22 protein-coding genes and 6 pseudogenes are annotated in these 26,335 nt (G+C 73.2%); 13 read left to right on the forward strand and 15 right to left on the reverse strand.

The annotated features are described in order from the left end of the window. Together H8R17_RS07800 and H8R17_RS07805 are read right to left on the reverse strand one after the other, a co-directional pair. Nucleotides 1-1,441 (reverse strand): ATP-binding protein (locus H8R17_RS07800; RefSeq protein ID WP_187822395.1); only part of this gene is annotated, 1,441 nt, incomplete at its 3' end. Between the two features lie 244 nt (nucleotides 1,442-1,685). Next, nucleotides 1,686-2,252, reverse strand: a pseudogene (locus H8R17_RS07805) (GlxA family transcriptional regulator); the annotation flags it as partial. A 44-nt stretch (nucleotides 2,253-2,296) separates the two neighbouring features. Here H8R17_RS07805 and H8R17_RS07810 point away from each other — a divergent pair. Continuing rightward, the gene (locus H8R17_RS07810; RefSeq protein WP_187822396.1) at nucleotides 2,297-3,247 is read left to right on the forward strand and encodes an NADP-dependent oxidoreductase; all 951 of its coding nucleotides are present in this window, start codon (nucleotides 2,297-2,299) and stop codon (nucleotides 3,245-3,247) included. Nucleotide 3,248: 1 nt separating this feature from the next. Here the strand turns inward: H8R17_RS07810 and H8R17_RS07815 are convergent, their stop codons facing one another. Next, nucleotides 3,249-4,355, reverse strand: coding sequence for an NAD(P)-dependent alcohol dehydrogenase (locus H8R17_RS07815; protein ID WP_187822397.1), 1,107 nt, complete (start codon nucleotides 4,353-4,355; stop codon nucleotides 3,249-3,251). Between the two features lie 32 nt (nucleotides 4,356-4,387). Continuing rightward, the gene (locus H8R17_RS07820; RefSeq protein WP_187822398.1) at nucleotides 4,388-5,842 is read right to left on the reverse strand and encodes an aldehyde dehydrogenase; all 1,455 of its coding nucleotides are present in this window, start codon (nucleotides 5,840-5,842) and stop codon (nucleotides 4,388-4,390) included. A gap of 140 nt (nucleotides 5,843-5,982) precedes the next feature. On the opposite strand from H8R17_RS07820, the gene H8R17_RS07825 reads away from it, so the two are divergent. From H8R17_RS07825 to otr(A), 3 genes are all read left to right on the forward strand, one after another. Further along, nucleotides 5,983-6,420, forward strand: coding sequence for a MarR family winged helix-turn-helix transcriptional regulator (locus H8R17_RS07825; RefSeq protein WP_187822399.1), 438 nt, complete (start codon nucleotides 5,983-5,985; stop codon nucleotides 6,418-6,420). Nucleotides 6,421-6,554: 134 nt separating this feature from the next. Continuing rightward, nucleotides 6,555-6,986, forward strand: a complete 432-nt coding sequence (locus tag H8R17_RS07830) for an anti-sigma factor antagonist (RefSeq protein ID WP_223124768.1) — start codon at nucleotides 6,555-6,557, stop codon at nucleotides 6,984-6,986. A 183-nt stretch (nucleotides 6,987-7,169) separates the two neighbouring features. Then, the gene (otr(A), locus tag H8R17_RS07835; RefSeq protein ID WP_187822400.1) at nucleotides 7,170-9,065 is read left to right on the forward strand and encodes a tetracycline resistance ribosomal protection protein Otr(A); all 1,896 of its coding nucleotides are present in this window, start codon (nucleotides 7,170-7,172) and stop codon (nucleotides 9,063-9,065) included. 3 nt (nucleotides 9,066-9,068) lie between these two features. Here otr(A) and H8R17_RS07840 read toward each other — a convergent pair. Next, nucleotides 9,069-9,788: pseudogene (locus tag H8R17_RS07840) on the reverse strand (proton-conducting transporter membrane subunit); the annotation flags it as partial. Nucleotides 9,789-9,833: 45 nt separating this feature from the next. Next, entirely contained in the window at nucleotides 9,834-10,070 is a 237-nt protein-coding gene (locus H8R17_RS07845; RefSeq protein ID WP_187822401.1) for a hypothetical protein, read from the reverse strand. Between the two features lie 124 nt (nucleotides 10,071-10,194). Here H8R17_RS07845 and H8R17_RS07850 point away from each other — a divergent pair, with 124 nt between their 5' ends. Further along, on the forward strand, nucleotides 10,195-11,229 hold the full coding sequence (locus tag H8R17_RS07850) for a PHP domain-containing protein (RefSeq protein WP_187822402.1): 1,035 nt from the start codon (nucleotides 10,195-10,197) through the stop codon (nucleotides 11,227-11,229). Between the two features lie 186 nt (nucleotides 11,230-11,415). Here the strand turns inward: H8R17_RS07850 and H8R17_RS07855 are convergent, their stop codons facing one another. Further along, a complete protein-coding gene (locus H8R17_RS07855; RefSeq protein WP_187822403.1) occupies nucleotides 11,416-12,072 on the reverse strand; it encodes a M15 family metallopeptidase in 657 nt (218 codons plus the stop codon). 140 nt (nucleotides 12,073-12,212) lie between these two features. Here H8R17_RS07855 and H8R17_RS07860 point away from each other — a divergent pair, with 140 nt between their 5' ends. Next, a complete protein-coding gene (locus tag H8R17_RS07860) occupies nucleotides 12,213-13,226 on the forward strand; it encodes an SDR family oxidoreductase (protein ID WP_187822450.1) in 1,014 nt (337 codons plus the stop codon). A 22-nt stretch (nucleotides 13,227-13,248) separates the two neighbouring features. Here the strand turns inward: H8R17_RS07860 and H8R17_RS07865 are convergent, their stop codons facing one another. The 3 genes and pseudogenes from H8R17_RS07865 to H8R17_RS07875 form a co-directional block, all read right to left on the reverse strand. Then, entirely contained in the window at nucleotides 13,249-13,497 is a 249-nt protein-coding gene (locus H8R17_RS07865) for a hypothetical protein (RefSeq protein WP_399476410.1), read from the reverse strand. Between the two features lie 662 nt (nucleotides 13,498-14,159). Beyond that, nucleotides 14,160-15,139 (reverse strand): annotated as a pseudogene (locus H8R17_RS07870) (phosphotransferase family protein). Nucleotides 15,140-15,163: 24 nt separating this feature from the next. Continuing rightward, nucleotides 15,164-15,397 (reverse strand): annotated as a pseudogene (locus H8R17_RS07875) (hypothetical protein); the annotation flags it as partial. Between the two features lie 23 nt (nucleotides 15,398-15,420). Here H8R17_RS07875 and H8R17_RS07880 point away from each other — a divergent pair. Further along, a pseudogene (locus H8R17_RS07880) lies at nucleotides 15,421-15,803 on the forward strand (helix-turn-helix transcriptional regulator); the annotation flags it as partial. On the opposite strand, the gene H8R17_RS07885 reads toward H8R17_RS07880, so the two are convergent. Then, on the reverse strand, nucleotides 15,722-16,657 hold the full coding sequence (locus H8R17_RS07885) for a DUF3626 domain-containing protein (RefSeq protein ID WP_316959338.1): 936 nt from the start codon (nucleotides 16,655-16,657) through the stop codon (nucleotides 15,722-15,724). The pseudogene H8R17_RS07880 and the gene H8R17_RS07885 overlap by 82 nt on opposite strands. Before the next feature lie 127 nt (nucleotides 16,658-16,784). Here H8R17_RS07885 and H8R17_RS07890 point away from each other — a divergent pair, with 127 nt between their 5' ends. The 4 genes and pseudogenes from H8R17_RS07890 (at nucleotide 16,785) to H8R17_RS07905 (ending at nucleotide 20,728) form a co-directional block, all read left to right on the forward strand. Continuing rightward, a complete protein-coding gene (locus tag H8R17_RS07890) occupies nucleotides 16,785-17,279 on the forward strand; it encodes an FBP domain-containing protein (protein ID WP_187822405.1) in 495 nt (164 codons plus the stop codon). Between the two features lie 216 nt (nucleotides 17,280-17,495). After that, nucleotides 17,496-18,293: pseudogene (locus H8R17_RS07895) on the forward strand (hypothetical protein); the annotation flags it as partial. A gap of 72 nt (nucleotides 18,294-18,365) precedes the next feature. Continuing rightward, nucleotides 18,366-19,412 (forward strand): hypothetical protein, encoded by a 1,047-nt coding sequence (locus H8R17_RS07900; protein WP_187822406.1) that lies wholly within the window; start codon nucleotides 18,366-18,368, stop codon nucleotides 19,410-19,412. A 113-nt stretch (nucleotides 19,413-19,525) separates the two neighbouring features. Next, on the forward strand, nucleotides 19,526-20,728 hold the full coding sequence (locus tag H8R17_RS07905; protein ID WP_187822407.1) for a lactonase family protein: 1,203 nt from the start codon (nucleotides 19,526-19,528) through the stop codon (nucleotides 20,726-20,728). Here the strand turns inward: H8R17_RS07905 and H8R17_RS07910 are convergent. Together H8R17_RS07910 and H8R17_RS07915 are read right to left on the reverse strand one after the other, a co-directional pair. Further along, a complete protein-coding gene (locus H8R17_RS07910; protein ID WP_187822408.1) occupies nucleotides 20,696-21,421 on the reverse strand; it encodes a DUF2470 domain-containing protein in 726 nt (241 codons plus the stop codon). The two genes, H8R17_RS07905 and H8R17_RS07910, sit on opposite strands and share 33 nt — an antisense overlap. A gap of 86 nt (nucleotides 21,422-21,507) precedes the next feature. Then, nucleotides 21,508-22,116, reverse strand: coding sequence for a TetR/AcrR family transcriptional regulator (locus H8R17_RS07915; RefSeq protein ID WP_187822409.1), 609 nt, complete (start codon nucleotides 22,114-22,116; stop codon nucleotides 21,508-21,510). A gap of 107 nt (nucleotides 22,117-22,223) precedes the next feature. On the opposite strand from H8R17_RS07915, the gene H8R17_RS07920 reads away from it, so the two are divergent. Then, nucleotides 22,224-23,756: a cytochrome P450 gene (locus H8R17_RS07920; RefSeq protein WP_187822410.1), complete on the forward strand. Its 1,533-nt coding sequence runs from the start codon at nucleotides 22,224-22,226 to the stop codon at nucleotides 23,754-23,756. Here H8R17_RS07920 and H8R17_RS07925 read toward each other — a convergent pair. Then, nucleotides 23,718-24,548, reverse strand: coding sequence for a pentapeptide repeat-containing protein (locus H8R17_RS07925; RefSeq protein ID WP_262505090.1), 831 nt, complete (start codon nucleotides 24,546-24,548; stop codon nucleotides 23,718-23,720). The genes H8R17_RS07920 and H8R17_RS07925 overlap by 39 nt on opposite strands. A 59-nt stretch (nucleotides 24,549-24,607) precedes the next feature. On the opposite strand from H8R17_RS07925, the gene H8R17_RS07930 reads away from it, so the two are divergent. Continuing rightward, nucleotides 24,608-24,973: a hypothetical protein gene (locus H8R17_RS07930; protein WP_187822412.1), complete on the forward strand. Its 366-nt coding sequence runs from the start codon at nucleotides 24,608-24,610 to the stop codon at nucleotides 24,971-24,973. A 7-nt stretch (nucleotides 24,974-24,980) separates the two neighbouring features. On the opposite strand, the gene H8R17_RS07935 is transcribed toward H8R17_RS07930, so the two are convergent. After that, complete coding sequence (locus H8R17_RS07935; protein WP_187822413.1) at nucleotides 24,981-26,282, reverse strand: alpha/beta fold hydrolase; 1,302 nt, start codon at nucleotides 26,280-26,282, stop codon at nucleotides 24,981-24,983. Nucleotides 26,283-26,335: the final 53 nt, after the last annotated feature.

Here is a 26,335-nt window from a genome sequence, read left to right on the forward strand (position 1 = left end):
TCCGCTCGCCGGCGGCCCCGGCGGCGCGGACCGCCGGGACCGGGGCCGCGGCGGTGGCCGGCGTGGCCGCGGACAGCGGGCTGAAATACTTGTGCGGTACGACGACCACCACGGAGGTCCCGAGCCACGGCGAGTCCGCGAAGGTGACGCGGATGCCGTAGCGGCGGGCGAGGGCACCGACGACGCGCAGGCCGATGTTGGCGTCCTCGGTGATGCCGCCGAGGCCGGCGCCGGGCGAGGTGCCCGCGAGGGCGTGCTCGGCCTCGCGCTTCTTCTCCTCGCCCAGGCCCTTGCCGGAGTCCTGGATCTCGATGCCGACGCCGTTGGGGACCTCCTTGCCGGAGACGAGCACCGGCTCGGTGGGCGGCGAGTAGCGGGCCGCGTTGTCCAGCAGATGGGCGAAGATCAGCGTGAGGTGGTCCACCAGGCCGCCGTCGACGCCGAGTTCGGGCAGGTGGCGCACCTGGACCCGGTGGAAGTCCTTGATCCGGCCGATGCCGCCGCGTACCACGCTCAGCAGCCGCTGCGGCTCCTGCCACTGCCGGCCGGGCCGGTCGGATCCGCCGAGCACGCCGATGCTGGCGGCGAGACAGTCGGCGGGGCCGATCTCCTGGTCGAGTTCCATCAGGCCCTGGGCGACGGCCGGGAGCCGGCCGTGCTCGCCCTGCATCTCGTGCAGCCGACCGCGCAGCTTGCTGGTCAGCACGTGGATGCGGTTGCCGATGCTGATCACGGCCTGCTCGGCGGAGGTGGAGCGGTCGAACTCCTGCTCGACACCGATCAGGGCGGTGCGCAGCACCTTGCGCAGCTCGGCCTGCAGATCGGCGCTGACCTTCGCGCACTGGTTGACGCTGGGCAGCACGTCGTCGATGGCGTCGCCGGCGCGCAGCTGCTTCAGGGCCTCGGGCAGCTGCTCGTCGGCGAGCCGGGCGACCGCGGCCAGCTGGTGGGCCAGCTGCTCCTGCCAGACCTCGGCCTGGTCGGCGAGCTGGGCCTCGTAGGACTTGGCCTGGTCGGCGACCCGTTCCTCGAACGCCCGGGCCTGCTCGGCCAGCCGCGCCTCGTAGGCCTGGCTCTGCTCGGCCAGTTGGGCCTCGTACGCCTGGACCTGCTCGGTCAGCCGCGCCTCCAGGCCGGCGCGCTCGGCGGAGTACTTCCGCTCCAGGCCCGCCACATGCTGCTGCCACTGCTGGGCGTGCTCGGCCTGGGCGGTGCGGTGACTGCCCTCCGCCCGGCGCAGCTGGTTGCGGGCGCGCAGCAGGAGCCGTACGCACAGGGCGCTGGCCGCCGTCGCCGCGACACCGGCGACGGCCGTGGTTATTCGTTCCGAGCTCATGAACGTGGCGGCTACCGTCCCGCCTCCCAAACCCAGCGGCATCAGCCACCAGCTGTACCAGGCGACAGGGGCCCGCGCCGCCGGAGGCGGAGTGGCGAGTTCCATCTGCATCCTTCGAAGCAACACGAACGAACGGGGGGTGTTCAAGGGGACCGCACTCGTGAGTGCGCACGGCGGGCTGACAACAGACGCGATCGTGTCAACTCGCAGCGCCGATCGGGAGCTTATCGGTTTTGAACCCGAAAGGATCAATCACGCCGGGTCACCGGACGTGAGGATTCCCTCATTTACGATCATGAACGGAGGGTCGGCACATCACCTTGCGGACCTGCGCAGTTGCGGTCGGCGGTCAGCGGGTGGTCCGGAAGGTGCGCCGGTAGGCCTGCGGCGAGACGCCGATCGCGGCGTGCAGGTGCCGGGCGCGGGCCACGCGCTGCTGGATCAGTCGGCGGCCGGGGCTGAGCCCGGCCCTCGTCGTGGAATCGGCGGGCGAAGGTGCGCAGGCTCATCCGGGCGTGCGCGGCGAGGCCGGCCAGGGTCAGGGCGTCGCGGAGGCGTTCCACGGCCCAGGCGCGGGTGGCGGCGGTGGTCGCGGCGCCCTGCTCGGGGACCGGCTGCTCGGTGTACTGGGCCTGTCCGCCGTCCTGGAACGGCGGGACGACGCAGCGGTGGGCGACCCGGTTGGCCAGTTCGCTGCCGTGGTCGGTGAGACGTCCGGGTCGAGGGCGACCTGCGCGAACATGCGCCGGAAGGGCTCGGCGAGCTGCCAGTGCGTGGTGGCCTTCCGCCCGTCGAGCAGTCCGGCGGCGGCCAGCACGAAGACGCCGGTGCAGATGCAGACGATGCGCGCGTCCGCGCGGATGCGGGCGAGGGCGGCCGTGACCTCGTCGGGCAGCGTCGCGGTCACCAGGGACGGCATGCCATTGCCCGGGTGGGCGGTGCCCGGCAGGCTGGGTCGGCATGAGCACTGTGAACACGATGCGAGCCATCCGCCAGGACGTCCTCGGCGGCCCCGAGGTGCTGAAGTACGCGGAGGTGGAACGGCCGGAGCCACGGCCGAACGAGGTGCTGGTCCGGATGCGCGCCGCGGGGGTGAACCCGACCGACTGGAAGCACCGTGCGAACGGCGGCTTCCTCGGCAGTCCGCCGTTCGTCCTCGGCTGGGACGTCTCGGGCGTGGTGGAGGCGGCCGGCATCGGCGTCGCCGCGTTCCGGCCCGGCGAAGAGGTCTTCGGGATGCTGCCCTACCCGTTCGGCCACGGTTCGCACGCCGAGTACGTCACCGTCCCGGCCCGCGCCCTGGTGCACAAGCCGGCCGGGATCGACCACCCGCAGGCGGGCGCGCTGCCACTGGTGTCGCTCACGGCCTGGCAGGCCCTGAGCGAGCACGCGGACGTACGGCCCGGGCAGCGGGTGCTGATCCACGCGGCGGCCGGCGGAGTCGGGCACGTGGCCGTGCAGATCGCCAAGGAGCGCGGGGCGTACGTCATCGGCACGGCGAGCGCGGGCAAGCACCCGTTTCTGCGGGACCTCGGCGTGGACGAGGCGGTGGACTACCGGGAGACGGATTTCGCCGAGGCCGTGAGGGACGTGGATGTCGTCCTGGACACGATCGGCGGCGACTACGCGCTGCGCTCGCTGCGCGTACTGCGCCCGGGCGGGGTGGTGGTGTCGATCCTGCCGGTCGGGTCGGAGGAGTTCCCGAGGGAGGCCGAGCGGCTCGGCGTCCGGGCGGTGCGGATGCTCGTGGACGCCGACCGCGCCGGGATGCGGGCGATCTCGGACCTGGTCGAGGCGGGCAGGCTGCGCGCCACGATCGCCGGGACGTTCCCGCTGGCCGGTGCCGCCGAGGCGCACGCGCGCGGCGAGACCGGCCGGACCGCGGGGAAGCTGGTGCTCGTCGTCGACTGAGTCAGAACGTGAGCACGGGCTTGATCGCCTTGCCCGTGCTCATGTCCCGCGCCGCCTGCTCGATGTCGGCGAACGGATAGGTGCTGATCAGCCGGTGCAGCGGAAGTCGGCCTTCCTTCACCAGGCGCACCAGGGCGGGGATCATGGTCTGCGTCTCGCTGTCGCCGAGGGTGAGGCCGACAATCTGCTTGCCGCCGAGCAGCCCGTTGACGTCGAGTGCGACCTCGGTGCCGAAGGGCGGGGCTCCTACGACGACCAGGGTGCCGCGGGCGCCGACCGCGTCGACGCCCTGGCGGAGCACGCCGACGTTGCCCGTGGTCTCCACGACGCCGTCCGCGCCCTGGCCGCCGGTGATCTCCGCGAGCGCCTCCCCCAGGTCCTTCGCGCCGACGTCGACCGTGTGGGTGGCGCCCAGTTCCCGGGCCAGCTCCAGGCGTTCGGCGACACGGTCGACGGCGACGACGGCGGTGGCGGGGGTGAGCGCGGCGGCCATCACGGCCGACAGGCCGACGGCTCCGGCGCCGAGGACGACGACCGTGCTGCCGGTGACCGGCTTCAGGACGTTCCAGACGGCGCCGACTCCGGTCTGGACGCCGCAGCCCAGCGGGGCGATGGACGCCAGCGGGACGTCCGGGTCGACCTTGACGAGGCTGCGCTCGTCCGCGAGGGCCCGTTCGGCGAACGAGGACTGGCCGAAGAAGTGGCCGCCCAGGGGCTCGCCGCCGCGGCTGATGGTGCTGGTGCCGTCGGTCCGGCGGCCGCCGAGGAGGTTCATCGGCAGCCAGGTCGCACAGTACGCCGGGTGCCCGCCGCGGCAGTTGCGGCAGTCGCCGCAGGACGTGAAGGACAGCAGGACGTGGTCGCCGGGCGCGACTCCGGTGACGGCCGGCCCGACCGCCTCGACGACACCCGCGCCCTCGTGGCCCAGGACGCCGGGCAGCGGGAAGGGCAGTCCGCCGCCCGCCACCCCGAGATCGGTGTGGCACAGGCCGGTCGCGGCCATGCGGACCAGCGCCTCGTGCGGGCCGGGCTCGTCGAGGGCGACGTCGGAGAGGGTGAAGGGCGCGCCGCCGGACTCGACGACCGCGGCGCGGGTGGTGGTGGGCATCGCAGGCACTCCTTGGCAGACGGGCGGGGCGCTCAGTCGAGCGAGACGACGACGGACTTGACCCTGGTGTAGGCGGCGAGGGCCTCGGGGCCGTACTCGCGCCCGAAGCCGGAGTCCTTGACACCGCCGAAGGGGACCGCGGGGTCGAGCATCGCCCAGTCGTTGATCCAGACGATGCCGGCCTGGAGGCGGTCGGCGAGCCGGTGGGCGCGGGCGAGATTGTTGGTCTGGACGCCCGAGGCCAGACCGTACGGCGTGGAGTTGGCGAGTTCGACGGCCTCGTCCTCGGAGTCGAAGGGCTGCACGGTGAGGACCGGGCCGAAGATCTCCTCCTGGACGACCCGGGAGTCGTTGGCGAGGTCGGCGATGACGGTGGGCTTGTAGTAGTAGCCGCCGTCGAGGTCGAGCCGTTCGCCGCCGCAGACGATCCGGGCGCCCTCCTTGCGGGCCAGGGCGACGTACTCCTCGACCTTCTTCAGGTGCTTCTCCCCCGCCATCGGCCCGACGACGGTGGCCGGATCGCGCGGGTTGCCGACCGGCACGCCGGGCACGGCGTCGGCGAGGACGCCGAGCAAGGTGGGGTACACCGGGCGGGCCACCAGCAGCCGCGGGCCGCCCATGCAGAACTGGCCGGTGTTGAACACGAAGCCCTTGATGATCGCGCCGACGGCCTTCTCCAGGTCGGCGTCCTCGAAGACGACGTGGGCGGCGTTCCCGCCGAGTTCCATGGTGACGGGCTTGAGCGCCTCTCCGGCGACGCCCGCCACATGCCTGCCGACGCCGGAGGAACCGGTGAAGGCGATCTTGTCGACGCCGCGGTGGCGCAGCAGCGCCTCGCCGGTCACCGGGCCGGTGCCGGTCACGACGTTGACGACGCCGTCCGGCACCCCCGCCTCCTGGAGCAGCCGGGCCATGTAGAGGGCGCTGAGCGGGGTCTCGTCGGCCGGCTTGTGCACCACCGTGTTCCCGGCCGCGAGCGCCGGGCCGATCTTGGAACCGGCAAGGATCAGCGGGAAGTTGAAGGGGGTGATCGCGGCGACCACGCCGAGGGGCTCGCGCTTGGTGTAGGCGAGGGCGTTCATCGGGGTGTCGCGGAGGGCGCCGTCCAGGGTCTGGGCGAGGGAGGCGTAGTACTCGTAGTCGTTGGCCGCGTTCGTCACGTCGACGGCGCCGCACAGGGCGATGGGCTTGCCGACGTCCAGGCTCTCCAGCGCGGCGACCTCCTCGGCGTTGTCGCGGAGCAGCTGGGCGACGCGGTGCAGCACCCGGCCCCGCTCCCGGCCGCTCAGCCCCGACCAGGCGCCGTCGTCGAAGGCCTCGCGGGCGGCGCGCACGGCCGTGTCGACGTCGGCGGCACCCGCCTCCGCGACGGTGGTGACGACCGCGCCCCGGGACGGGTCGACCACCTGCATGCGGGCCCCGTCGGCGGCCTCGCACCAGCGCCCCCCGATGAACAGGCGTCCGGGTTCGATGTCGAAGGTGGTCATGACCGCTCCTCAGCCGCTTCGCCAGGATTTTCGGGTGTCTCGGATCCCGTACAGATCTCTTATGTTTCAACCAACAGGTTTCCTGTTTGTGCGCAGTCTCTGCACAGACAGGTTTCCTGTCAATGGTCTAGGGTGAGGTCATGGTCGGCATCCAGGTGACGAGGGCGGCCCCGTCGCTGCTCTATATGGTCAAGCAGGTGGAGCTCGCCGCGCGCTCCCGCCTGGACGAGCTGGTCAGACCGTCGGGCATCACCGCGTTGCAGTACACCGCGCTCACCGTCCTGGAGCGGCACGACGGACTGTCGGCCGCGCAGCTGGCCCGCGACTCCTTCGTCACCGCGCAGTCCACCGCCGATCTCGTACGGTCCCTGGAGAGCCGCGGCCTGGTGCGCCGGGAACGCAATCCGCGCAACCGGCGCGAGCTGCTGATCCTGCTGACCGACGCCGGCCGGGACCTGCTGGACCGGCACGCCGGACCCGCGCGGGAGCTGGAAGAACTCATGGTCCGGGACCTCACGGCCCACCAGACCGAGCAGTTCCGGCAGGCTCTGACCAAGGCCTGGCGCGCCCTGTCGTAGCCCCGTACCCCGCGCGGCCTGCCGTCATCCTGGCGCGCACAGCAGGAACCTGCACCCGCAATTCGAAGACATATGTCAATCGAACATGCTCAAATTCATTCCATCGGGGGTAACTTGCAGGGCGGAGAAGGAGATTGGGCTCCGAGCTCCCGCCGCCCACCCAGCAGGCTGAAGGCGAGGTCGTCGTGCGGCACGAACCGTTACCGCGCACGCCGCATCTGCGCGTCCGCCAGGACCAGGGGCACACGGTCCTGGAGTTCCGCGGCGAGATCGACATCGCCGCGGCGGACGAGATCGTCCCACACCTGGACCGGGCGACGGGGCATACGGACGCCCGGATCGTCCTCGACCTCTCGCAGGTCGAGTTCTTCGACTGCTCGGGCCTGCGCCTGCTGTACCGGGCCCGGCAGCGGGTGCTGGAGCGGCAGGGCCAGGTGCAGCTGGTGTGCACCCATCCGCTGACGCTGCGCGTCCTCAGGATCACCGGTCTGGCGCGCCTGCTGCCGCCGCAGCCGACGCTGGACGCGGCCCTGAACCAGCCGGAGGCCACGTCCGGGCCGGTGTGACCGCGGGCGGTCCGCCCCAGCGCCTGACGTACGTCCCCGGAAATTCGGTTGCGGCGGACCACCCGCACCACGCCAGGATGGCGGCGCCCGCATCCCCGCACGGCAGGAGCCCCCGCATGCGCCGACTCCTCGGAATCCCCCAGCTGCCCCACTGGCCCACGGTTCCCGAGGACTCGACCCCGCATGACCCCTGCGAACACCCCGCGCACCCTGAACATCGGCATCCTGGCCCACGTCGACGCCGGTAAGACCAGCCTCACCGAACGGCTGCTGTTCGACCACGGCGCGATCCACCGGCTCGGCAGCGTCGACGCCGGTGACACCCGTACCGACGACGGCGCGATCGAACGGGCCCGCGGCATCACCATCCGCTCCGCCGTCGCCGCGTTCACCGTCGGCGACATCCAGGTCAACCTCATCGACACGCCCGGGCACTCCGACTTCATCGCCGAGGTCGAGCGCGCCCTGGAGGTCCTCGACGGCGCGGTGCTGCTGCTGTCCGCCGTGGAAGGCGTGCAGGCGCAGACGCGCGTGCTGCTGCGCACCCTGCGGCGGATGGGGCTGCCGACGCTGGTCTTCGTCAACAAGACCGATCGGGCGGGTGCCTGCGCCGAGGGCCTGCTGGCGGACATCCGGCGCAGGCTGACCCCGCACATCGTGCCGATGGCCGACGTGACCGGCCCCGGCACCGCCGAGGTGCGCGTTCTGCCACGTTCCCTGGCCGACCCGGCGGTGCGCGCCGGTACCGCGGAGGTCCTCGCCGACGTCGACCCGGACATCCTGGCGGCGGTCGTCGACGGTCCGGCCCCGTCCCCCGCACAGCTGGCCGCCGCGCTCGCCGCCCGCACCGCCGACGGCTCCCTCCACCCGGTCTACTTCGGCTCGGCACTCGCCGGCCAGGGCGTCACACAGCTGGTCGACGGGCTGATCCGGCTGATTCCTGTGCCGGGAGCGGACGGCGGACCGCCGCGCGGCACGGTGTTCGCCGTACGCACCGGGCCGGACGACGAGCGGACCGCGTATCTAAGGCTGTACGACGGTGAGGTGGCACGGCGTCAGCGGCTGACGTTCCTGCGGCGCGAGACCGACGGGCGGGTCGCCGAGGTGTCCGGGCGGGTGACCCGCCTGGAGGTGATCGGCCGGGACGGACCGCTCACCGCCGGGAACATCGCCGCTCTGTCGGTGCCGGGCGGCCTGCGCGTCGGCGACCGGCTCGGCGAACTCACCGACGGCGCCCCGCGGTTCCCGCCGCCGACGCTGGAGACCCTCGTCCGGGCCCGGCGCCCCGACCAGGCGGCGGCGCTGCGCAAGGCCCTGCTGGCGCTGGCCGGCGAGGACCCGCTGATGCACGCCCGGCACGAGGCCTCGGGCGTCACCGCGCTGCTGCTGTACGGCGAGGTCCAGATGGAGGTCCTCGCGGCGACGCTGGCGCAGGACTTCGGCATCGAGGCCGAGTTCGAGCCGGGACGGGTGCGGTTCCTGGAGCGCCCGGCGGGCACCGGCGAGGCCTGCGACGAGCTGCCCTGCCGGCACGAGCACACCCAGTACTGGGCGACGATCGGACTGCGTGTCGAGCCGGGACCGCACGGCTCCGGCGGGGTGTTCACGTACGAGACGGAACTCGGCGCGCTCCCCCGGGCGTTCCACCAGGCCATCGAGGACACGGTCCACGAGACGCTGCGGACCGGGCTCAGCGGGGCGGCCGTGACGGACTACCGGGTCACCCTGATCCGGTCCGGTTTCGACGCCCCGGTCAGCACCGCGGCCGACTTCCGCGGGCTGACGCCGATCGTGCTGCGCCGGGCGCTTCAGCGGGCGGGCACGCGGCTGTACGAGCCGTACCACGCCTTCGAGGCGGAGGTCCCGGTGGACGCGCTGGCCCCGGTGACCGCCCGGCTCGCCGCGCTCGGCGCCGAGTTCGCGGAGACGACGGGCGGGGCGACGTCCTGGCTGGTCACCGGGGAACTGCCGGCGCGGCGGGTACGCGAGATCGAGCTGCGGCTGCCCGGGCTGACCCACGGCGAGGGGGTGTGGTGGTCGCGTCCGTCGGGCGACCGGCCGCTGCGCTCCCCGCAGTAGCGCTCAGGTGAGGACGCCCGTCAGGGCCAGTGCGCCGAGCTGGGGCGGCGCCCACCAGTAGCCAGGCCACGTAGCCGCCGACGTGCCCGGACTGCGGGCGCCGCAGCGGCAGTGCCCGGAGCGGCGTGGCGAGCAGCGACGGCCGGGTGGCGGCCACGGCCGCCAGGCCCACGGCCAGGGCGGTGGAGGCCAGGACGGTGGAGGCCAGGCCCAGCAGGACCCCGCCCGGCCTCCAGTGCACGGAGACGAACACGCTGCCGCCGGTCCCGGCCTCGCTCACCGGGTGCGGCACAGCGGTGCCGAAGCCGGGGACCGCGCCTGCCGCGAACGCCGCGGCGAGCAGCAGCGCGGGGACCGCCGTGATGGTGTCCGGGATCCGGCCGAGCCGGTGCCGGTCTGCGGCGGCTCGCCGGAGCCGGTCGTCTCGTACGCGTCCTCGTTCTCCGGGCGCGGTCCGAGGCCGAGGAAGACGCGCCGATGCCGGTGCAGGCGAACAGCGCGGCTTCACGCCAGCGTGCCCGAGGACGTGCGGCGCGACCCCGTCGTCGGTCTCGGGGTCAGGGGGCCGATCACGACGAGCAGGAGCCCTGTGCGGGCGATGGTCGAGTACGCCGGCAGCCCTTTGATGTGCCGCTGGTACCAGCACATGACGGCGCCGGTGGCCGCGGTCAGCGCGCCGAGCACCACGAGCCGCCGCTCCACGTCGGCGGCCGGCACCCGGCCCGCAGTGCCCCGACGCAGCGAAGGGCGGGCCGTCCGGGCCGGAGGCTAGTGCAGCGTCCAGGTGAACTTGTCTCCGCCGACCCAGCGGACCACGTCCGGGTCGTCCAGGTCGTGGACCGTGATCCCGAACGCGGCGGCGGCCTCCAGGACGTCGGTGACCGTCTTGGCCTCACCGACCACCTGGCCGTCGATCTCCACGATCCGGAACGGCGGCGTGCCCGGCTGTACCCCGAGCACCATGATCCGCGGATGGGCGATGTGCGGGCTCGCGATTTCGGTCATGTCTAGAGCGTAGAGCGCAAACCGTGGGTATTGGGTCCCGTGCACCACCCCGCGCGGGACCTCGCCGCGCCCGCCCGCCGTGCGGTCGGCAGGACGCTGGGGAACCCTTGAGGAGGAGGTGGCGATGGATCCCGTCGAGGCACTGGACCGGATCGCCTTCCTGCTGGAGCGGTCCCTGGCGCCGACGTACCGCGTGCGCGCCTTCCGCACCGCCTCCCGGGTGCTGGCGGAGCTCGGCGAGGACGAGGTGCGGGCGCGGGCGGACGCCGGGGCGCTGGAGGCGCTCAAGGGCGTCGGTCCCAAGACCGCGCAGGTGGTGCGCGAGGCGCTGGCCGGTCAGGTGCCCGGCTATCTGCGGAAGCTGGAGGACATGGCGGCCGAGGCCCCGCTGACCCGCAGCGGCGCACGGCTTCGGGCGCTGCTGCGCGGCGACTGCCATCTGCACTCCGACTGGTCCGACGGCGGCAGCCCGATCGAGGAGATGGGCCGGGCGGCGGCGCGGCTCGGGCACGAGTGGGTGGTGCTGACGGACCACTCGCCTCGGCTGACCGTGGCGCGCGGGCTCTCGGCGGAGCGGCTGCGCAGGCAGCTGGAGGTGGTGGCGGAGCTCAACGCGGGCTGGGCGCCGTTCCGGCTGCTGACCGGCATCGAGTGCGACATCCTCGACGACGGCTCGCTCGACCAGGAGCCGGAGCTGCTGGAGAGGCTCGACGTGGTCGTGGTGTCGGTGCACTCCAAACTGCGGATGGACGCCCGCTCGATGACCCGCCGCATGGTCGCCGCCGTGCGCAATCCGCACGCCGACATCCTGGGGCACTGCACGGGACGGCTGCTGAGCGGGCGGGGGCGGCCGGAGTCGGAGTTCGACGCCGACGAGGTGTTCGCGGCGTGCGCCGAGACGGGCACCGCCGTGGAGATCAACAGTCGGCCCGAGCGGCTCGATCCGCCGCGGCGGCTGCTGCACCGGGCGGTGGACGCGGGCGTGCTGTTCTCGGTCGACACCGACGCGCACGCGCCGGGCCAGCTGGACTGGCAGATCCACGGCTGCGCGCGGGCGGAGGAGTGCGGGGTGCCCGACGAGCGGATCGTCACCACCTGGTCCCTGGACGAACTGCTGGCCTGGGCACGCGAGCGGCGAGTCCCGTCCCGTGTGGGGTGACATACCTCGTATCGAGTGACGCAGATCACTGCAAAACGGGACAGGGACGATCGTTCGGCTGAAGCCCTGTGGAGCCTTTCGCCGAGAGGCGACCGCCATCCGTACCCACCTCAGACCGCCCCGACCGTGATTCCCCCGTCCCGGTCGGGGCTCTTTTTCCCTCCCCCGGATCCGGCCGGCCGGCCGTCAGCGCTCGTCGAGTTCCCGGGGCCCGTACACCGCGGCCGGCGCGTCCGTCATCAGGGCCCAGTAGCGGTCTCCGTACGACCAGTGCCACCACTCGGTCGGATAGTTGACCAGCCCGGCCGCGCCCAGGGCCCGGCCCAGCACGGCGCGGTGGGAGCGGGCCTCGTCGGTGATGCCGGTGGCGTCGGTGTAGCAGGCGCCGGCGCTCTGCTCGGGGCCGGCGTTCATCGGGGTGCCGAGGTCGAGTTCGCGGCCGTCGGCATCGGCCAGGGTCAGATCGACGGCCGCGCCGGCGGTGTGCGGGGCGATCTCGGGCGGGGAGACATAGCGGCTGGCGGCCGTGTGGATCCGGTCGGCGGGCCAGTCCGGGTGCGCCGCGCGCAGTTCGCCGGCGTACGACTCGAAGTAGCGGCGCTGGAGATCCGGCGTCCGGTATCCCTCGACGAAGAGCAGGCGCAGCCCGTCCGGCAGCAGGGCCTGCGCCCGCAGCAGCCGGCCGACGACCCCCTGCCGCAGGTGGACCTCGGCACCGTGGGAGTCCCCGTGCTTGCGGTCGTCGACCAGAAGGGAACCGCGTACGTCCACGAGCGGCTCGCCGCACTCCCGGACGGGGACGGCGGCGACCCGTGCGTCGGACATCAAGATGATCTCACTCATCCCGAGATCATCTCGCGGCCCTCCGGATCGCTCGCCACCCGGCCGCGTGCATGCCCGTGAGCCGGGTACTCGGCAGCCCCTGTAAGGGAGCGGTGCGAGGGAGCGGCCGAGAGGAGCAGAAGGTGAGCAGCGCAGCGGACATGCGGATCGTCGTCACGGGCGCGACCGGCAATGTGGGCACCAGCGTGGTGCGCCTGCTGGCGGAGGACGAGGAGGTCGGGTCCGTACGGGGCCTGGCCCGGCGGGTCCCCGACTGGTCGCCCCCGAAGACGGAGTGGTCCGCGGTCGACCTGGCGTCCGAACAGAGCAACCTGGTCGAGGAGTTTACGGGCGCCGATGCCGTGGTGCACCTGGCCTGGGCGTTCCAGCCGACACACGATCCGGCGGTGACCTGGCGGACGAACGTGCTCGGCTCCATCCGGGTCTTCGAGGCGGTGGCCGCCGCCGGGGTGCCGGCGCTGGTGCACGCGTCGTCGGTCGGCGCGTACTCGCCGGGCCCGAAGGACGAGGCGGTGGACGAGTCCTGGCCGACGCACGGCTGGCCGGACGCCGCCTACTGCCGTGAGAAGGCGTATCTGGAACGCGCCCTGGACTCGTTCGAGGGCGAGCATCCGAGTGTCCGGGTCGTGCGGATGCGGCCGGCGTTCCTCTTCAAGCGGGAGTCGGCCAGCGAGCAGCGCCGGATCTTCGGCGGCCGCTTCCTGCCGGGCCCGCTGGCCCGCCCCCAGATGCTGCCCTTCCTGCCGGACATCCCCGGGCTGCGGGTGCAGGCACTGCACACCGACGACGCGGCCCGCGCCTACTGGCTGGCCGTGCGCGAGGAGGTCCGGGGCGCCTTCAACCTGGCAGCCGAGCCGCCGGTCGACGCTGCGCTGCTGGGCGAGATGCTCGACGTTTCGCGCCGGGTACGGCTGCCGCGCACCGCGGCCCGTTCGGCGATCGCCGCCGCCTGGGGCCTGCATCTGCTGCCCGCCTCGCCCCACCTGTTCGACGCGGTGCTGCGGCTGCCGTTGATGGACTGCACGCGCGCCCGTACGGAACTCGGCTGGCGACCGGAGCGTACGGCGAACCAGGTGCTGGAGGAGTTCCTGCAGGGCATGCAGGAGGGTGCGGGGGCGCGCACGGAGCCGATGCACGGCGGCAAGGTCGGCTGAGCCCGCGGACCACCGGCGTCCCTCACTCAGAGGGCTCGTCCGGCACCGGCTGTTCTGGGTGAACGGAGGCGGATTGCGGCGAGCCCTCGCGACCCGTGCCCGCCTGGTCCGTGTCGGGGACGTCGGCGGCGGCCGCCTCGTGCTCGTCGGCGGCCCGATCGGCGCGGTCGGTCGACCCTTCCCAGCGGTCCCGGGCGGTGTCGGCCTGCTGGTCCGGCATGTCCCGCGGTACGGGTTCCGCGTCCTGGCCCCGGTCGGTGTGCTCGGCCACGGCGTCCTCCCTTCGCGTCGTCCGAACCACACGCGAGTACCGCCACGCCGCCCGGCGAAACGCGGGCGACGCGACGGAGCGCGAGTCGGTGCCGTAGGTCAGCGCAGGCGCCGTACGTAGATGTCCGCCCCTGGGCCGCGCGGGCCCGGGGCCAGATCATCGGCGGCCGAGGAGAAGGCGAGGGTCCGTGCGCGGGCTCGAGCGGGCGGTCGCCCCAGGCGTCCGCCTTGACCGGTGTGCCGCCGGCGTCTGCGATCGCCACCCTGGTGCGGCCGGTGCGCAGGTCGCGCAGGTACCGGCCGTTCGCACTGACCGGGGCGTCTGCGGACGGGCCGTTCGCCCCCTGGGTGACGCGCTGGGGCCTTGGCTTTCCTCGGCTGGTCCGGCGACGGCTCGTGCGGCGAGGCGAGGGCGCCGGTGGGCGCCGGGAGTGTCGTGGCCCACGCCGAGGCGGCGACCGCGATCAGCATGGACCTGAGCTTTCCGCGCATGAATCCCCCCTGATTCATTTGTCCCCGCCCCCGCCGGGCACCTGACCGATGAAAGCCCACCTCCCGCCCCGTGACAATGCGCCCTTTGCCGTACAACCTGGCGATGAGATCAGAGGTCCGTGCGCGCGGCCCGCTGTCCTGAACTGGCCGATAATGAACGGGAGTCAGCCCCTAGAGCAACCTCTGGGAGGCCAGGTCCTCGATCTCCTCCAGGGCCGCGACGAGTTCCGGCCCGACCGCGTCCCACACCCACTGCCGGCGTGCCTCGTCGTCCTCGCGCGGCGCGGTCTCCGTGAGCATGATCAGGTAGAGGTAGGCGCGGTAGAGGGCGAGGCGGAGGCGGGCCGGGATGTCGAACTCGGCGTGTCCGCCGGCCTCCCGGTAGCCCGCGAGGAACGACTCCTCCCGCTTGATGTCCCCGAGGAGCGCCAGGGACACGAAGTCGGCGAGCGGGTCGCCCCAGAACATGCGCTCCCCGTCGATCAGCCCGCCGATGCGGGCCTCCCCGGTCGAGCGGTCGATCAGGATGTTGCCCGGCCACAGGTCGAAGTGGACCAGGCGCGGGACGGTGACCTCGTCGAGGGCGCCGTAGGCGGCGCCGAGGGTGCGGGCCACGTCGTCGGCGGGGCGGGGCAGGCGGGCGCGGTAGCGGCGGGCGTCGTCGAGGACGGCGTCGGTCATGGCGGTGAAGGCGGTGCGCCAGTCGGGGGCGAGCGGGCCGAGGGCGCCGGAGGGGTAGCCGAAGCCCGGCCCGGTCTCGCGGTGCAGCCGGGCCACCTGGCGACCCAACTCGGTGCGCAGCAATGCGCGTTCGGCGTCGGTGAGCTGTCCGTCCCACGGCAGGCCGTCATCAGCAGGTGCGGTGCGTCGCCGTCGCCGCCGACGGCCACGACCCGGGGGGCGGGTACGTCGGCCCGGGCGGCGCAGCGGTAGAACTCGCGTTCGGATACGAGGAGTTGCTGCTCGTACCGCAGACCCGGGACGGTCGGGGCGGGCGGGACCTTCAGGATGTACCGGCTGCCGTCGGCGAGGAGGAGTTCCTCCACGGTGTTGTACGTCCCGCCGCTCAGCGGGCGCAGGCTGCCGAGACTGCCGGGCGGCAGGCCCGCCGCCTTCAGGACGTGCCGGGCCCTCTCCCAGGAGTCCACCACCGTGCGCCCACCCCTCCCCTTCGGTCAGCCGGCCGCGTACACGTCCTCGACGTACCGCCCGTCCGCGACCATCCCGTCGAGCCATGCGTCGGCGGCCGCCGCGTCGGCATCCGGTGTGTGCTTCCGGTACAGGGTACGGAACGCGTCCCGCACCCCGGGCGCCATTCAGTCGCCGTCGCCGCACGCGTAGACCCGCGCCCCGGCGGTCAGCAGCTGCCAGACCTCCTCGGCCTCGGCGGCGACGCGGTGCTGGACGTAGGTGATCTCGCCCTCGGGTGTGTGCGGAACGGCACGGCGAGCTGACCGCGGATCCGGTCAGCTCGCCGTGGAGGACACACCGGCGCTGCTGGTGATGCTGCGCGTGGCCGGCGAACGCGAACGCGAGCCCGGCGCCCGGCAGCCCGTGCCGCCGGTCCGTGTCACGCCGACGGAGGCGCGCATCCTGGCCCTGCTGGCCAGCGGTGCCACGACGGCCCGGGCGGCTCGCGCGACCGGCCTCACCACGGACGGCGTGACCTACCACCTGCAACGCCTGTCCGCGCGCTGGAACGCCGCCAATCGCACCGAACTCGTCGCCCGCGCCTACGCACTCGGCATCCTCACCCCCGGCGTCTGGCCACCGGCACCGGCGGCCACAGAGGACGCGGACGACGACGCCGAGTAGGCCGTACCCGCCCCCTCCGGTGCGCCGAAGCGGGCGAGGGTGTGCCACACCATCTTCAGGTCCTGCAATTCATGGCACTCCGTGCGGGCAGCGTCGCCGATGATCCGCGGGTCCACCCGGCCGCCCCGGGCGATGCTCGCGCCGAGCTCGGCGTATTCCCGGCCGCGATAGTCCGCGCGACGTATCAGCTCGGCCGCGGTGAGCCGGTACCCGGGATGCCACTCCACCGGGCACGGCAGACGCCGGGCCGTCGCCTCCACCGGCGTGCCGCGATAGCAGGCGTCCAGCACCACCGCCTCCACGTCCCGGGCGAGCACCACGCCTCCGTGCACCTGCGCCTCGATGTAGTCGTTGAGGGCGTCCTGCTCGTCCTCCTCCGCCAGCGCGATCAGGGACAGGCCGGCGGCGACCCCGAAGTGGGCCGGTTCAGCCGCGCTGTCGGGGTAGCAGAACGTGGCCCGGTCGAGCGCGGCCGCGGTCAGCCGGAGGTGTGAGGAGCCGAACCGCGGGGCCGCGCCGACCACCTGGCGGCGGAAGTTCAGCGCGCCGTACACGGGCCGCTCGTACGGGTCGGCGTCGTCGTAGGCGCCGCCGAACATGCGGCTCTCCCAGCGCCAGCGGTCGCCGCCGGGGTGTGCGGTGAGGCCGCCGTTGCTGGTGCCGGTGACGAACTGCGAGTGGTACGTGCCGTCCCGCGTGAGCGCGTCGAGGATCGGCCGCCCGCCCACCAGCCGGTCGGGGTGGAAGTTGAGCGTGATGCGCAGGTCCGCGGCGACGGCCGGTCCGGCCGAACGGGCCGCCACATGGCGCAGCGCCGCCCGGGCCCGTGGCGAGACGCCCTCCGGGAAATTCACTGGCCCCTCCTGATCGAAGCTACCTACCCTAGCCGTGAACCTAGGGCCCCTAGGTGGCTTCGGAACCACCGAACGACCGCAACCACCGAACGACCGGTACCACCGGAACGACCCCAGGAGACTCCCCATGAGATCACTCACCGAGCAGGACATCCGCACCTCATTTGTGAACTGCTCGAAGGGCGAGGCCAAACGGCTCCACCTGCCCCGCGATCTCGGTGAACGCCCCTGGGACGACCTGGACTTCCTCGGCTGGCGGGATCCGGGGGCGCCCGACCGCAGTTATCTGGTCACCGAACACGGCGGTCGCCTGGTCGGCGTGGCCCTGCGCTTCCAGCCCGCGCAGCGCGGCTTCCTGCACCGCAGCATGTGCTCGCTGTGTCTGACGACCCATCCACGGGGCGGGGTCTCGCTGATGACGGCACGCAAGGCGGGCCCGGCCGGGCGCGACGGCAACACGGTCGGCGTGTACATGTGCACCGACCTCGCCTGTTCCCTCTACATCCGCGGCAAGAAGGTCCCGGAGACCGGGGCCCGCCTCGAGGAGAGCCTCACCCTGGACGGGCAGATCGCCCGGACGACCGGCAACCTGGCCGCCTTTCTGGCCAAGCTGGACGTCTGACAGCCGCGCGGGCCAGCGGTCCCGCAAGCGGATGGGGTCGTCCGGGTGACGGACGTTGTACGCGCGCATCCACTCGACGACCGCAGACAGTCGGTGTTGTTCCCCCACCGGTAGTCCCGCTGGTGACGGCGCCCGCCGCGCAGCTGGTGAAACGGCGCCGCCGGGACCCCGTGGTGGTCCGGACGCTGCGGTCGGCGGCCGCGGAGACGATCGCTGTGGGCCCGGGTCCTGGAGACACTGATCGGCGCGGTCGTCGGCCTCGGCTGCAATCTGCTGCTCGCTCCGCCGGTGTGGGTGGAGGAGGCGGGCGAGTCGATCGAGGAGATGGCCCGCCGGCTCAGGCAGCTGATGCTGCGCATGGGCGAGGAGGCCGCGGGCCGTACGGCGGTGGACCACGCGGCGGCCCGGCTGCACGAGGCGCGCCGCCTCGACCACGACATCGGCGAAGTGGACGTGGCCCTGCGGCAGGCCGCGGAAAGTCTCCGGCTCAACCCGCGTGTGCGCGAGGGCCTGCTGCATCGGGTGGTGCTGCGCACCGGCCTGGACACCCTGGAGAGCTGCACCGTCGTCCTGCGGGTGCTCGCCCGCACCCTCACCGACCTGGCGAAGGAACGCAAGGACGAGGAGCCGCTGTTCACTCCGGAGACGGGTGCCGCCGTGGAGCAGCTGCTGTCCGAGATCGCCGATGCCGTGGTCAGTTTCGCGGTCCTGGTCACCACCGACGTCAGCACCAACGCCGAATCGGCCGAGGCACGGCTCGCCGCCGAGCTGCGGCAGGCCGTGTCCACCCGCGACAAGCTCGCCGGCCTGCTGCTGGAGGAGATGCGGCGCGACACCCGCCGGTGGCAGCTGCACGGCGCGGTGCTGACCGAGGTCAACCGTCTCCTCGACGAGCTGGACACCGAGCACGGCTCGCGGCGGTTGCTGGAGGAGCTGGACCGTTGCGCCCGCGAGCAGCGCGAACGCCGGCCGCGGCGCACCGCGCTGCGCGAGCGGCCGCGTGTTCCGGGGTAGCGGAACCGCGCGGCGGCCGCCCGTCGTTCCCACTGAAGAGCCCGGCGACAGCCAGGGGAAGGAGGCGTGCGGATGACCGGCACGACCGTACGGATCGACGGGAACACGCTGCGGCTGCCGGGCGGGGTGGCGGTGCGGTTCGTCCGCACGCTGCGCCTGCCCGAGACGGGCACCCACGCGCTCCCTCCGGGCCTGGGCGAGTTCCCCGTCCGCCGGATATCCGACCACCCGGACACCGTGCCCGCCGAGTGGCGGGCGCGCGGCGGCGTGATGGTGCCGGTGTATCTGCGGGAGGCGATGTGGCTGAGCTTCGCGGGTACGACGCAGCCGGCCGCGCTCCAGGTCGGGGTGGGCAAGGTGTGCGCGGTCTCGGGCCGGCCGTGGAGCGACCGGCTCTCCCACGACCCGCAGAACTACCTCGTGCTGCCCCGCCAGCCCTGGTTGGACGGCATCAACTCCGGCAAGGGGACGGTCCGGCAGTTCGTGGCGGTGCCGCTGGGCATGGGGGCGACCGTCGAGGGCCAGGTCACGGGCGAGGAGACCTGGGGCGGCGTACAGCTGCAGTCGTTCCCGCTGAACGACCGGGAGCTTCAGCGGTGGCGCGAGGCGGAGCGGCGGCGCTCGGAGCAGGCGCGCACCGCCGCCTTCTCCGGCGGGTACGGCACGGCACCGCAGATGGCAGCCGTAGCCGCGTCCGCGCCGGCCCCGGAAGCCGCGCCGCGCCGGTCCCGGGCCGCCGCGGCCATGGGGCTGGGCATCGGCGGCGCCATGCGGCAGGAGGTCTACCGGGACGACCGGCCGCTGACCGACTGGGCCGAGGAGCCCGCGGGACGCATGTTCGTGCACCTGGTGACGCCTCCGGAGTGGCGCCGTATCACCGGTGAGGCACCGCCGCCGTCGCCCGTGGACCGGGCCGCGTACACACGCGCGGGCCTGCCCTGGTTCGACTACTACGACCAGGACGCCGAGGACCTCTCCCCCACCGGCACGCTCCAGGCCGTCCGGCTGGCCGGCGACTGGCTCGGCGACGACCACGAGCCCTGGGAGGAGCCCTCGCCGCAGCAGGTGAGGCCCCTCAAGGACGCGCGGGGCCAACCGGTCGAGGACGGCGACTGGTAGCCGCCCGGAGCCCTTGCCTCACGCACAACTCCCGGCGCTCTTCTTGCACTTGCGGGGTTGATCACGCCAAGGTGGCACGTGACAACCGGAACGAGTGGTACCTGAGGTGTGGCATGGGCAGTGCTGGCTGGAGCAGGCGCCGGTTCGGCGCGCTGATGGGAACGGCCGCCGCCGTGTCGCTCCCCGGAGCCGCCGGCTGCGACCAGCCGCCCGCGTCGACCGGCTCGGCGTCCTCGCTGTCGCCCCAGGGCAGCGCGCGCGAGCCCCGCAGGCCGTCCGGCCCCCGCCGTCTCTACCTCGGCACGTACACGTCGGAGCAGGGCGGCGGCAAGGGCATCGGGATGGCCACGTACGACCCCGCCACGGGCCGTATCATCGGCAGCGGCCTGCTGGCCGAGACCGGCGACCCCTCGTTCCTCGCCCTGCACCCGAACGGCCGGACACTGTTCGCCGTCAACGAGCGGGAGGACGGCGGCGTGACCGCCGTACGCCTCTCCGACCGGCGCGTCCTGGGCACCCGGAGCTCGGGGGGCGCGGGCCCGTGCCACCTCTCCGTGCACCCGGGCGGGCGCTGGCTGCTGAGCGCCAACTACAACTCCGGCAGTGTGGCCGTGCACCCCATCGCCGCCACGGGCGCGCTCGGCGAGCGCACCGACGTGGTCACACACTCCAGCCCACCGCCCGGCCCTGACCCCGACCGTCAGGACGGCCCGCACGCGCACCAGATCGTCACGGCTCCCGACGGCGGCCACATCCTCACCGTCGACCTGGGGACCGACACCGTCTACAGTTACCGCCTCGACCAGGCGAAGGGCACCCTCCGCGAGGTCTCACGCGCGCAGTCCCGGCCCGGCGCCGGACCGCGCCACCTCACGTTCCACCCGGGCGGGCGACACGCCTATCTGGCCAACGAACTCGACAACACGGTCACCGTGTGTGCCTACGACCCGGCCACCGGACGCGTCACGATCGGCGACCCGCAGCCGACCGGCACGGGCGACGTCGAGAACTACCCGTCGCAGATCCTGGTGACCTCGCACGGCCGGTACGCCTATTTCGCCAACCGCGGCCACAACAGCCTGGCGCGGTACGCCATCGAGGCGAACGGCGCCCGGCTCCGGCTGCTCGACACCGTGCCGGTGCGCGGCGACTGGCCGCGGCACACGGCGTTCTCCCCGGACGGGAAGCTGCTGTTCGTGTCGAACCAGCGCTCCAGCTCGGTCACCGTCTTCCACGTGGACCGCACAAGCGGTGAACTGCGGCTCGCGGGCGAGCCGTTCGCCTCACCCGTCCCCGTCTGTGCGCTGCCGCTGTAGGGCGCGCGGGCAGGAGGCGTCGCCGGCCTGTGCGAGCAGCACATGCATGCGTTCCGTGAGCTGCGCGACCGTGTCGGCGGGCGCGTGGAAGGCCAGGCGTACGTCGCCGTGGGCGCGGGCCCGCTCGATGCGCAGGGTCAGCCCGTGCCGGTCGACGGCGAGCCGCTGGACCCGGACCGCGCCGTGCAGGCTGTCGCGGTCGACGAGCCGGGCGAGCCGCTCGACCGCGTCGGGGTGGCAGTCCGCGAGGTGGGTCAGCAGCCCGGACTCGGCCGTGGCCAGCGGGTCGGGCGCGGCGGCGGCGAACTCGTCGAGGTCGACGACCACAGGTCCGGACGGCTGCCGCAGCACCACGCGTACGGCCCGGAACGCCAGGTGGCCGTCCTCCATGCTGAACCAGCCCGAGAGCCACAGCCGGGCGCGGATCCGCCTGCGCACGGGAACGGGCGCGACGTCGGCGAACTCCAGCACGGCGGACGGCTCGCCGCGCGGCGCGCAGATCGCCGTCGCGAGCAGGGCGCTGTCGTCGGGCACGTGCAGGAGCACCCGGCCGTCCTCGGTCACGGTGTGCGCGCCGACGAACTCCTCGCGGCCGCCCTCCGCGGTCACCGCGCAGGACCACGCGGCGGCGAGCACCGAGCGGGCCCGCTCCGCCGCGGACGGCGTGGCCGTCCAGGTAGGGCTGTCACCCATCCGAATACCTCCTAAGGTAAGCCTTGCCTAACCTATCGGAGATCGGGGCGCGCGCCAACCATGCGGCGTGATCTTTTGCGAGACCTTCAGGGCATGAGGACGCCCAGTAGGGCGCGTGCACACAGATCGCGGACCTGTTCCCGGGTCAGCTCGGGGCTGCGCAGCCACTCCAGGCAGACGGCGGTGGTGAACGCCAGCCAGCCGCGCACGGCCAGCCGGGCATCGGGCCGCTGTTCGACGAGCGGCCCGAACTCGGGGTCGGCGGCGAGGGCATCCAGGATCTGCCGCTCCTGCGCGGCCAGGGCCTGCCGGTAGACCCGGCGCACGGCCTGGTCGCCGGAGGCGTCGGCGCGGTGGAAGGCGCGGTAGCCGTGCGCGTGGGCGTGCACGTACTCCAGATACGTGTCGAGGTTCGCGGTGAGCTGTTCGCGCGCCGGGACGCCGGGCGCGGCCGCCGTCATCCGCAGCATCCGCTCGCTCTCGCGCTCGACGACGGCGGCGAAGAAGTCCCGTTTGGTCGGGAAGTAGTGGTACAGCAGCCCGCGTGACACACCGGCGATCTCGGCGACCTGCTCGATCCACACGTCGTCGTACGGCCGCTCGGAGAACAACCGCGCCCCGACCGTCAGCAGCTGCGCGCGGCGCTCCCCGGTACTGAGCCGGCGGCGCGTGCGCTCCCCCTGGTTCCCGGCCATGGCCGCACTTTACTTGACGCCGGTTCAGCAGCGGGACCAGACTCAACGCGTTGTTGAACCCATGTCCAACAACAGCAACCTGCCGCTGCCTCAAGGGAGATCGCGTCATGGCGGAGACGACGGAACGGCCCCCGATACCGAAGGGGTTCCGCAGCGCCGAGCTGGGCTGGCCCGAACTGCACCGCATCCCGCATCCGCCGCACCGGCTGCCCGTGCTCGGCGACGTGCTCGGCGTGAGCAGCCGCACCCCCCTGCAGGACTCCCTGGGGCTCGCGCGCCGGCTCGGGCCGATCTTCCGGCGCCGGGTCTTCGGCAAGGAGTTCGTGTTCGTGTGGGGCGCGGACCTCACGGCCGATCTGGCGGACGAGGCGCGGTTCGCCAAGCACGTGGGGCCCGGGATCGCCAACCTGCGGCCGGTGGTCGGGGACGGGCTGTTCACGGCGTACAACCACGAGCCCAACTGGCAGCTGGCGCACGACATCCTGGCGCCCGCCTTCGGCCGGGAGGCCATGGCGGGCTACCACCCGATGATGCTGGCGGTGGCCGGGCGGCTCATGGACCACTGGGACCGTGCGGTAGCGGCGGGCCGGGCGGTGGACGTGCCCGGGGACATGACCAAGCTGACGCTGGAGACGATCGCGCGCACCGGGTTCGGGCACGACTTCGGCTCCTTCGAACGCAGCCGTCCGCACCCGTTCGTGACGGCGATGGTGGGCACGCTCGCCTACGCGCAGCGGCGGAACATCGTGCCCGTGCCGCTGGAGCCGCTGCTGCTGCGCCGGGCGCGCCGCCGCAACGCGGCCGACATGGCGTACCTCAACCGCACGGTCGACGACCTGGTCCGGGCCCGCCGCGCCGCCGGGCGCGGGGACGGGGACCTGCTCGACCGGATGCTGGAGACGGTCCACCCGGAGACCGGCGAGCGGCTGTCGGCTGAGAACGTGCGCCGGCAGGTCATCACGTTCCTGGTCGCGGGCCACGAGACCACCTCCGGCGCGCTCTCCTTCGCCCTGCACTACCTCGCCCGGCACCCCGAGGCCGCGGCCCGGGCCCGCGCCGAGGTGGACCGGGTCTGGGGCGACGCGGCGGCGCCCGGCTACGAGCAGGTGGCGAAGCTGCGGTACGTGCGCAGGGTGCTGGACGAGTCGCTGCGGCTGTGGCCGACTGCGCCCGCCTTCGCGCGGGAGGCGCGCGAGGACACGGCCCTGGCCGGCGTCCATCCGATGCGGCGGGACGCGTGGGCTCTCGTGCTGGTGCCGATGCTGCACCGGGATCCCGCGGTGTGGGGTGCGGATGCCGAGCGGTTCGACCCGGACCGCTTCGACGCCAAGGCCGTACGGTCCCGGCCCGCGCACACGTTCAAGCCGTTCGGGACCGGGGCGCGGGCGTGCATCGGGCGGCAGTTCGCGCTGCACGAGGCGACACTCGTCCTCGGGCTGCTGCTGCGCCGCTACGACCTGCGGCCCGACCCGGACTACCGGCTGCGGGTGACAGAACGGCTCACGCTGATGCCGCAGGGGCTGCGGCTGGGGCTGGAGCGGCGGACGGCCGGTGCCGTACCGGCTGCCGCTCAGTCCGCGACGCTCCCCGACGGCACCCCGTCAGAGTCCCGCTGCCCAGTGCACGGGGCGGGTGACTGAGTCCGGCAGCCGGGTGCCCGCGCTTCCCCGGGCCGCGTTGACCTGCGGCTGGGTGAGGAAAAACGCGCCGGTCAGATCGGCGTCCGTGAGGTCGGCGTCGCGCAGGTCGGCGCCGATCAGATCCGCGCCGCGCAAGTCGGCGCCGGTGAGGTCGGCGGCGATGAGGCAGGCACCGCGCAGCAGCGCGCCGCGCAGGTCGGCGCCCTTGAGGCGGGCGCCGATCAGGTCCGCGCGCCGACGGTCCTTCTTGCGGCCGCGGATGCCGGCGCGGGCCAGTTCGCTGGTCCGCAGCAGGAGTGCGTTCACCTCCTGCCGGTGGGCGGCCACGTCCAGCGCGGCCAGTTCGTCGTGGGTACCGCGGGTGAGGTCCTCGGTCTTCTCCAGGGCCCGGCGCAGATCGGGGTGGACGGGTCGGGCCGCGGGCAGGGTCAGCGCCTCGGTCAGGTACCAGAGCAGCTCGTGCAGTTGCCGCACGACCGGGAACACGTCGACCATGCGGCGGGCGTGTTCCTTGCCGTCGGCGCGCCAGTCCCGGCCACCGAAGGTGACCTGCGAGACCTTCTGCCCGGCGCCGAAGCAGTCGTAGACGGTGCAGCCGGTGAAGCCCTTCTGCCGTAGCTTCGCGTGGATGCCGCACCGGTGGTCCGTCCGGAGGTTCCGGCAGGGCGTTCCGGCGGCCTTGTCGACCGCGAAGTCCGCGGAGGCGGCGAACGGCAGGGCGACGCAGCACAGTCCGAAGCAGCGCTCGCAGTCGCCGCGCAGGTCGGCCCGTTCGGCAAGGTGTTCTCGCATGACGCTCAGCATACGGGCCGGTAACTCACCGATGAGTTTCCGGCCCGAGGAGAGACGTCATGCGCCGCCACCAGCCTCCGTGCCCCACCGCCGACAGTCCCGACCACCACGGCGCCGTGATCGTCGCGGCCCTGGCCGTCGCCGCCTGGGCCACCCGTCGGAGCGCGACGGAACCGGCCTATATGAGAATGACAACCATCAAGGTTGTAGTCGCCGTCCCACCTCCGGGGAAGGGTGCCCAGACCCGCGGGGCTGGAGGACTGGCGCCCGTAAGTTCGCCCCTCTCCCCGCACACCTTCACCAACCTGCCCGCCGAGGTGCACGACGGACTTCCGGCCGAGTACCGGAAGATGATCGCGAGCATGACAGAGCAGCGGATCCCGCAGGTCGAGGACTACCGGCTGAGCCTCCGTCGACTGGGCTGACCCGGCGTCACACCTCGTACCGGGCGAGCGCGAGCAGCCGGTCCAGGACGCGGGAGCCACCGGTGCGCACGCCGTCGTGCTCGAACTCGTCGGTGACCCAGGTGCGCAGGCCGCGGATCGCGCGGGCGGTCGTGAGGGAGTGGGCCGTGTCGACGTACATGTCGCCGTGGTAGACGGCCGCGGCGACCGGGACCTCGTTGGCGGCGAGGCGTGCGGGGTCGTACAGGGGCGTCCAGTCGGTGCGGGCGGCGAGGAGCTCCGCCGTCTCACGCAGGGGGCGCAGCGCCGGGTCGCAGTCGAACATCCAGGGGTGCATGGACTCGCCGGTGAACAGCAGCGGTTCGTCGCCCGCGAGCGCCTTGGCGGCGTCGAACCGCGGGAACTCGGCGCGGACACGTTCGGCGGACCAGGCGGTGGGCCGGCCGTCCTGGGCATAGCAGGCCTCATGGACGAGCGCGTACAGCGGGTGCCTCGCGTACGACAGCAGGCCCTGCACCTGTTCCTGGAACGCGTCGGACAGCGCCAAGCCGCCCGGGGTGCGGACGAAGGCGTCCTCCAGGAGGTAGTGCAGGCGGTGACTGCCCTCGCCGGAGCCGAGGAGGATGCCCAGGGACTGGAAGGCCTGCGCGGTGAACCGGTAGCCGTTCGGCAGCACCACGTCGTGCGTGAGCAGGTGATCGGCGATCCGGCGGGCGCGGTCGACGTCCTGCGGGTAGCGCGCGTAGTGCGCCGTGACCTTGCGCTCGATGCGCGGGTAGGCGGCCCGGTAGACGTCGTCGGCGTGGGCGTCCAGGGAGGGCAGGCCGCCGGTGATCACGGCGGTGCTCAGGCCCTCGGGCGCGGTGGACAGGTAGGCGACGGTGCAGAAGCCGCCGAAGCTCTGGCCGAGGACGGTCCAGGGGGCGCCGCCGGTGACCTCGGCGCGGATCGCCTCGCAGTCCCGGACGATCGCGTCGGCGCGGAAGTGGGCGAGATAGCCGGCCTGTTCGGCAGGGCCGCCGCGCAGCGGGAGCGTCTGGCGGTTGGCGGGCGTGGAGTGGCCGGTGCCGCGCTGGTCGAGGAGCAGGACGCGGAACTCCTTCAGGGCGCGGCCGAGCCAGGCCTGCTTCCCGACGAAGCGGTTCGCTCCGAAGCCGGGGCCGCCCTGGAGGTACACCAGCCACGGCAGGTCCTGGTGCGTCTTGTCACCGGCGACGACCTCGCGGGCGTACAGCTCGATCGTCTCGCCCGCGGACTCCTCGTGGTCGAGGGGGACGGTGAACCGGCGGTCGGTGAGGACGACTCCGGGCTGGCGGTAGCTGAGGGTCAACGGGGCTCCAGGTACGGACGGTTTTCGGACCGTGTCCCAGTTCAGCACATGTG

Origin of the sequence: Streptomyces sp. TRM68367, from assembly GCF_014495685.1 — a bacterium.
GTDB lineage: Bacteria > Actinomycetota > Actinomycetes > Streptomycetales > Streptomycetaceae > Streptomyces.

What these genes read in the sequence shown, in the direction of transcription:
- H8R17_RS07920 (WP_187822410.1), top strand. Translation starts at nt 22,224, where the DNA reads ATGGCGGAGACGACGGAACGGCCCCCGATACCGAAGGGGTTCCGCAGC.
- H8R17_RS07930 (WP_187822412.1), top strand. Translation starts at nt 24,608, where the DNA reads ATGCGCCGCCACCAGCCTCCGTGCCCCACCGCCGACAGTCCCGACCAC.
- H8R17_RS07850 (WP_187822402.1), top strand. Translation starts at nt 10,195, where the DNA reads ATGGATCCCGTCGAGGCACTGGACCGGATCGCCTTCCTGCTGGAGCGG.
- H8R17_RS07820 (WP_187822398.1), bottom strand. Translation starts at nt 5,842, where the DNA reads ATGACCACCTTCGACATCGAACCCGGACGCCTGTTCATCGGGGGGCGC.
- H8R17_RS07905 (WP_187822407.1), top strand. Translation starts at nt 19,526, where the DNA reads ATGGGCAGTGCTGGCTGGAGCAGGCGCCGGTTCGGCGCGCTGATGGGA.
- H8R17_RS07915 (WP_187822409.1), bottom strand. Translation starts at nt 22,116, where the DNA reads ATGGCCGGGAACCAGGGGGAGCGCACGCGCCGCCGGCTCAGTACCGGG.
- H8R17_RS07825 (WP_187822399.1), top strand. Translation starts at nt 5,983, where the DNA reads ATGGTCGGCATCCAGGTGACGAGGGCGGCCCCGTCGCTGCTCTATATG.
- H8R17_RS07900 (WP_187822406.1), top strand. Translation starts at nt 18,366, where the DNA reads ATGACCGGCACGACCGTACGGATCGACGGGAACACGCTGCGGCTGCCG.
- H8R17_RS07810 (WP_187822396.1), top strand. Translation starts at nt 2,297, where the DNA reads ATGAGCACTGTGAACACGATGCGAGCCATCCGCCAGGACGTCCTCGGC.
- H8R17_RS07925 (WP_262505090.1), bottom strand. Translation starts at nt 24,548, where the DNA reads ATGCGAGAACACCTTGCCGAACGGGCCGACCTGCGCGGCGACTGCGAG.
- H8R17_RS07890 (WP_187822405.1), top strand. Translation starts at nt 16,785, where the DNA reads ATGAGATCACTCACCGAGCAGGACATCCGCACCTCATTTGTGAACTGC.
- H8R17_RS07855 (WP_187822403.1), bottom strand. Translation starts at nt 12,072, where the DNA reads ATGAGTGAGATCATCTTGATGTCCGACGCACGGGTCGCCGCCGTCCCC.
- H8R17_RS07815 (WP_187822397.1), bottom strand. Translation starts at nt 4,355, where the DNA reads ATGCCCACCACCACCCGCGCCGCGGTCGTCGAGTCCGGCGGCGCGCCC.
- H8R17_RS07860 (WP_187822450.1), top strand. Translation starts at nt 12,213, where the DNA reads ATGCGGATCGTCGTCACGGGCGCGACCGGCAATGTGGGCACCAGCGTG.
- H8R17_RS07910 (WP_187822408.1), bottom strand. Translation starts at nt 21,421, where the DNA reads ATGGGTGACAGCCCTACCTGGACGGCCACGCCGTCCGCGGCGGAGCGG.
- H8R17_RS07845 (WP_187822401.1), bottom strand. Translation starts at nt 10,070, where the DNA reads ATGACCGAAATCGCGAGCCCGCACATCGCCCATCCGCGGATCATGGTG.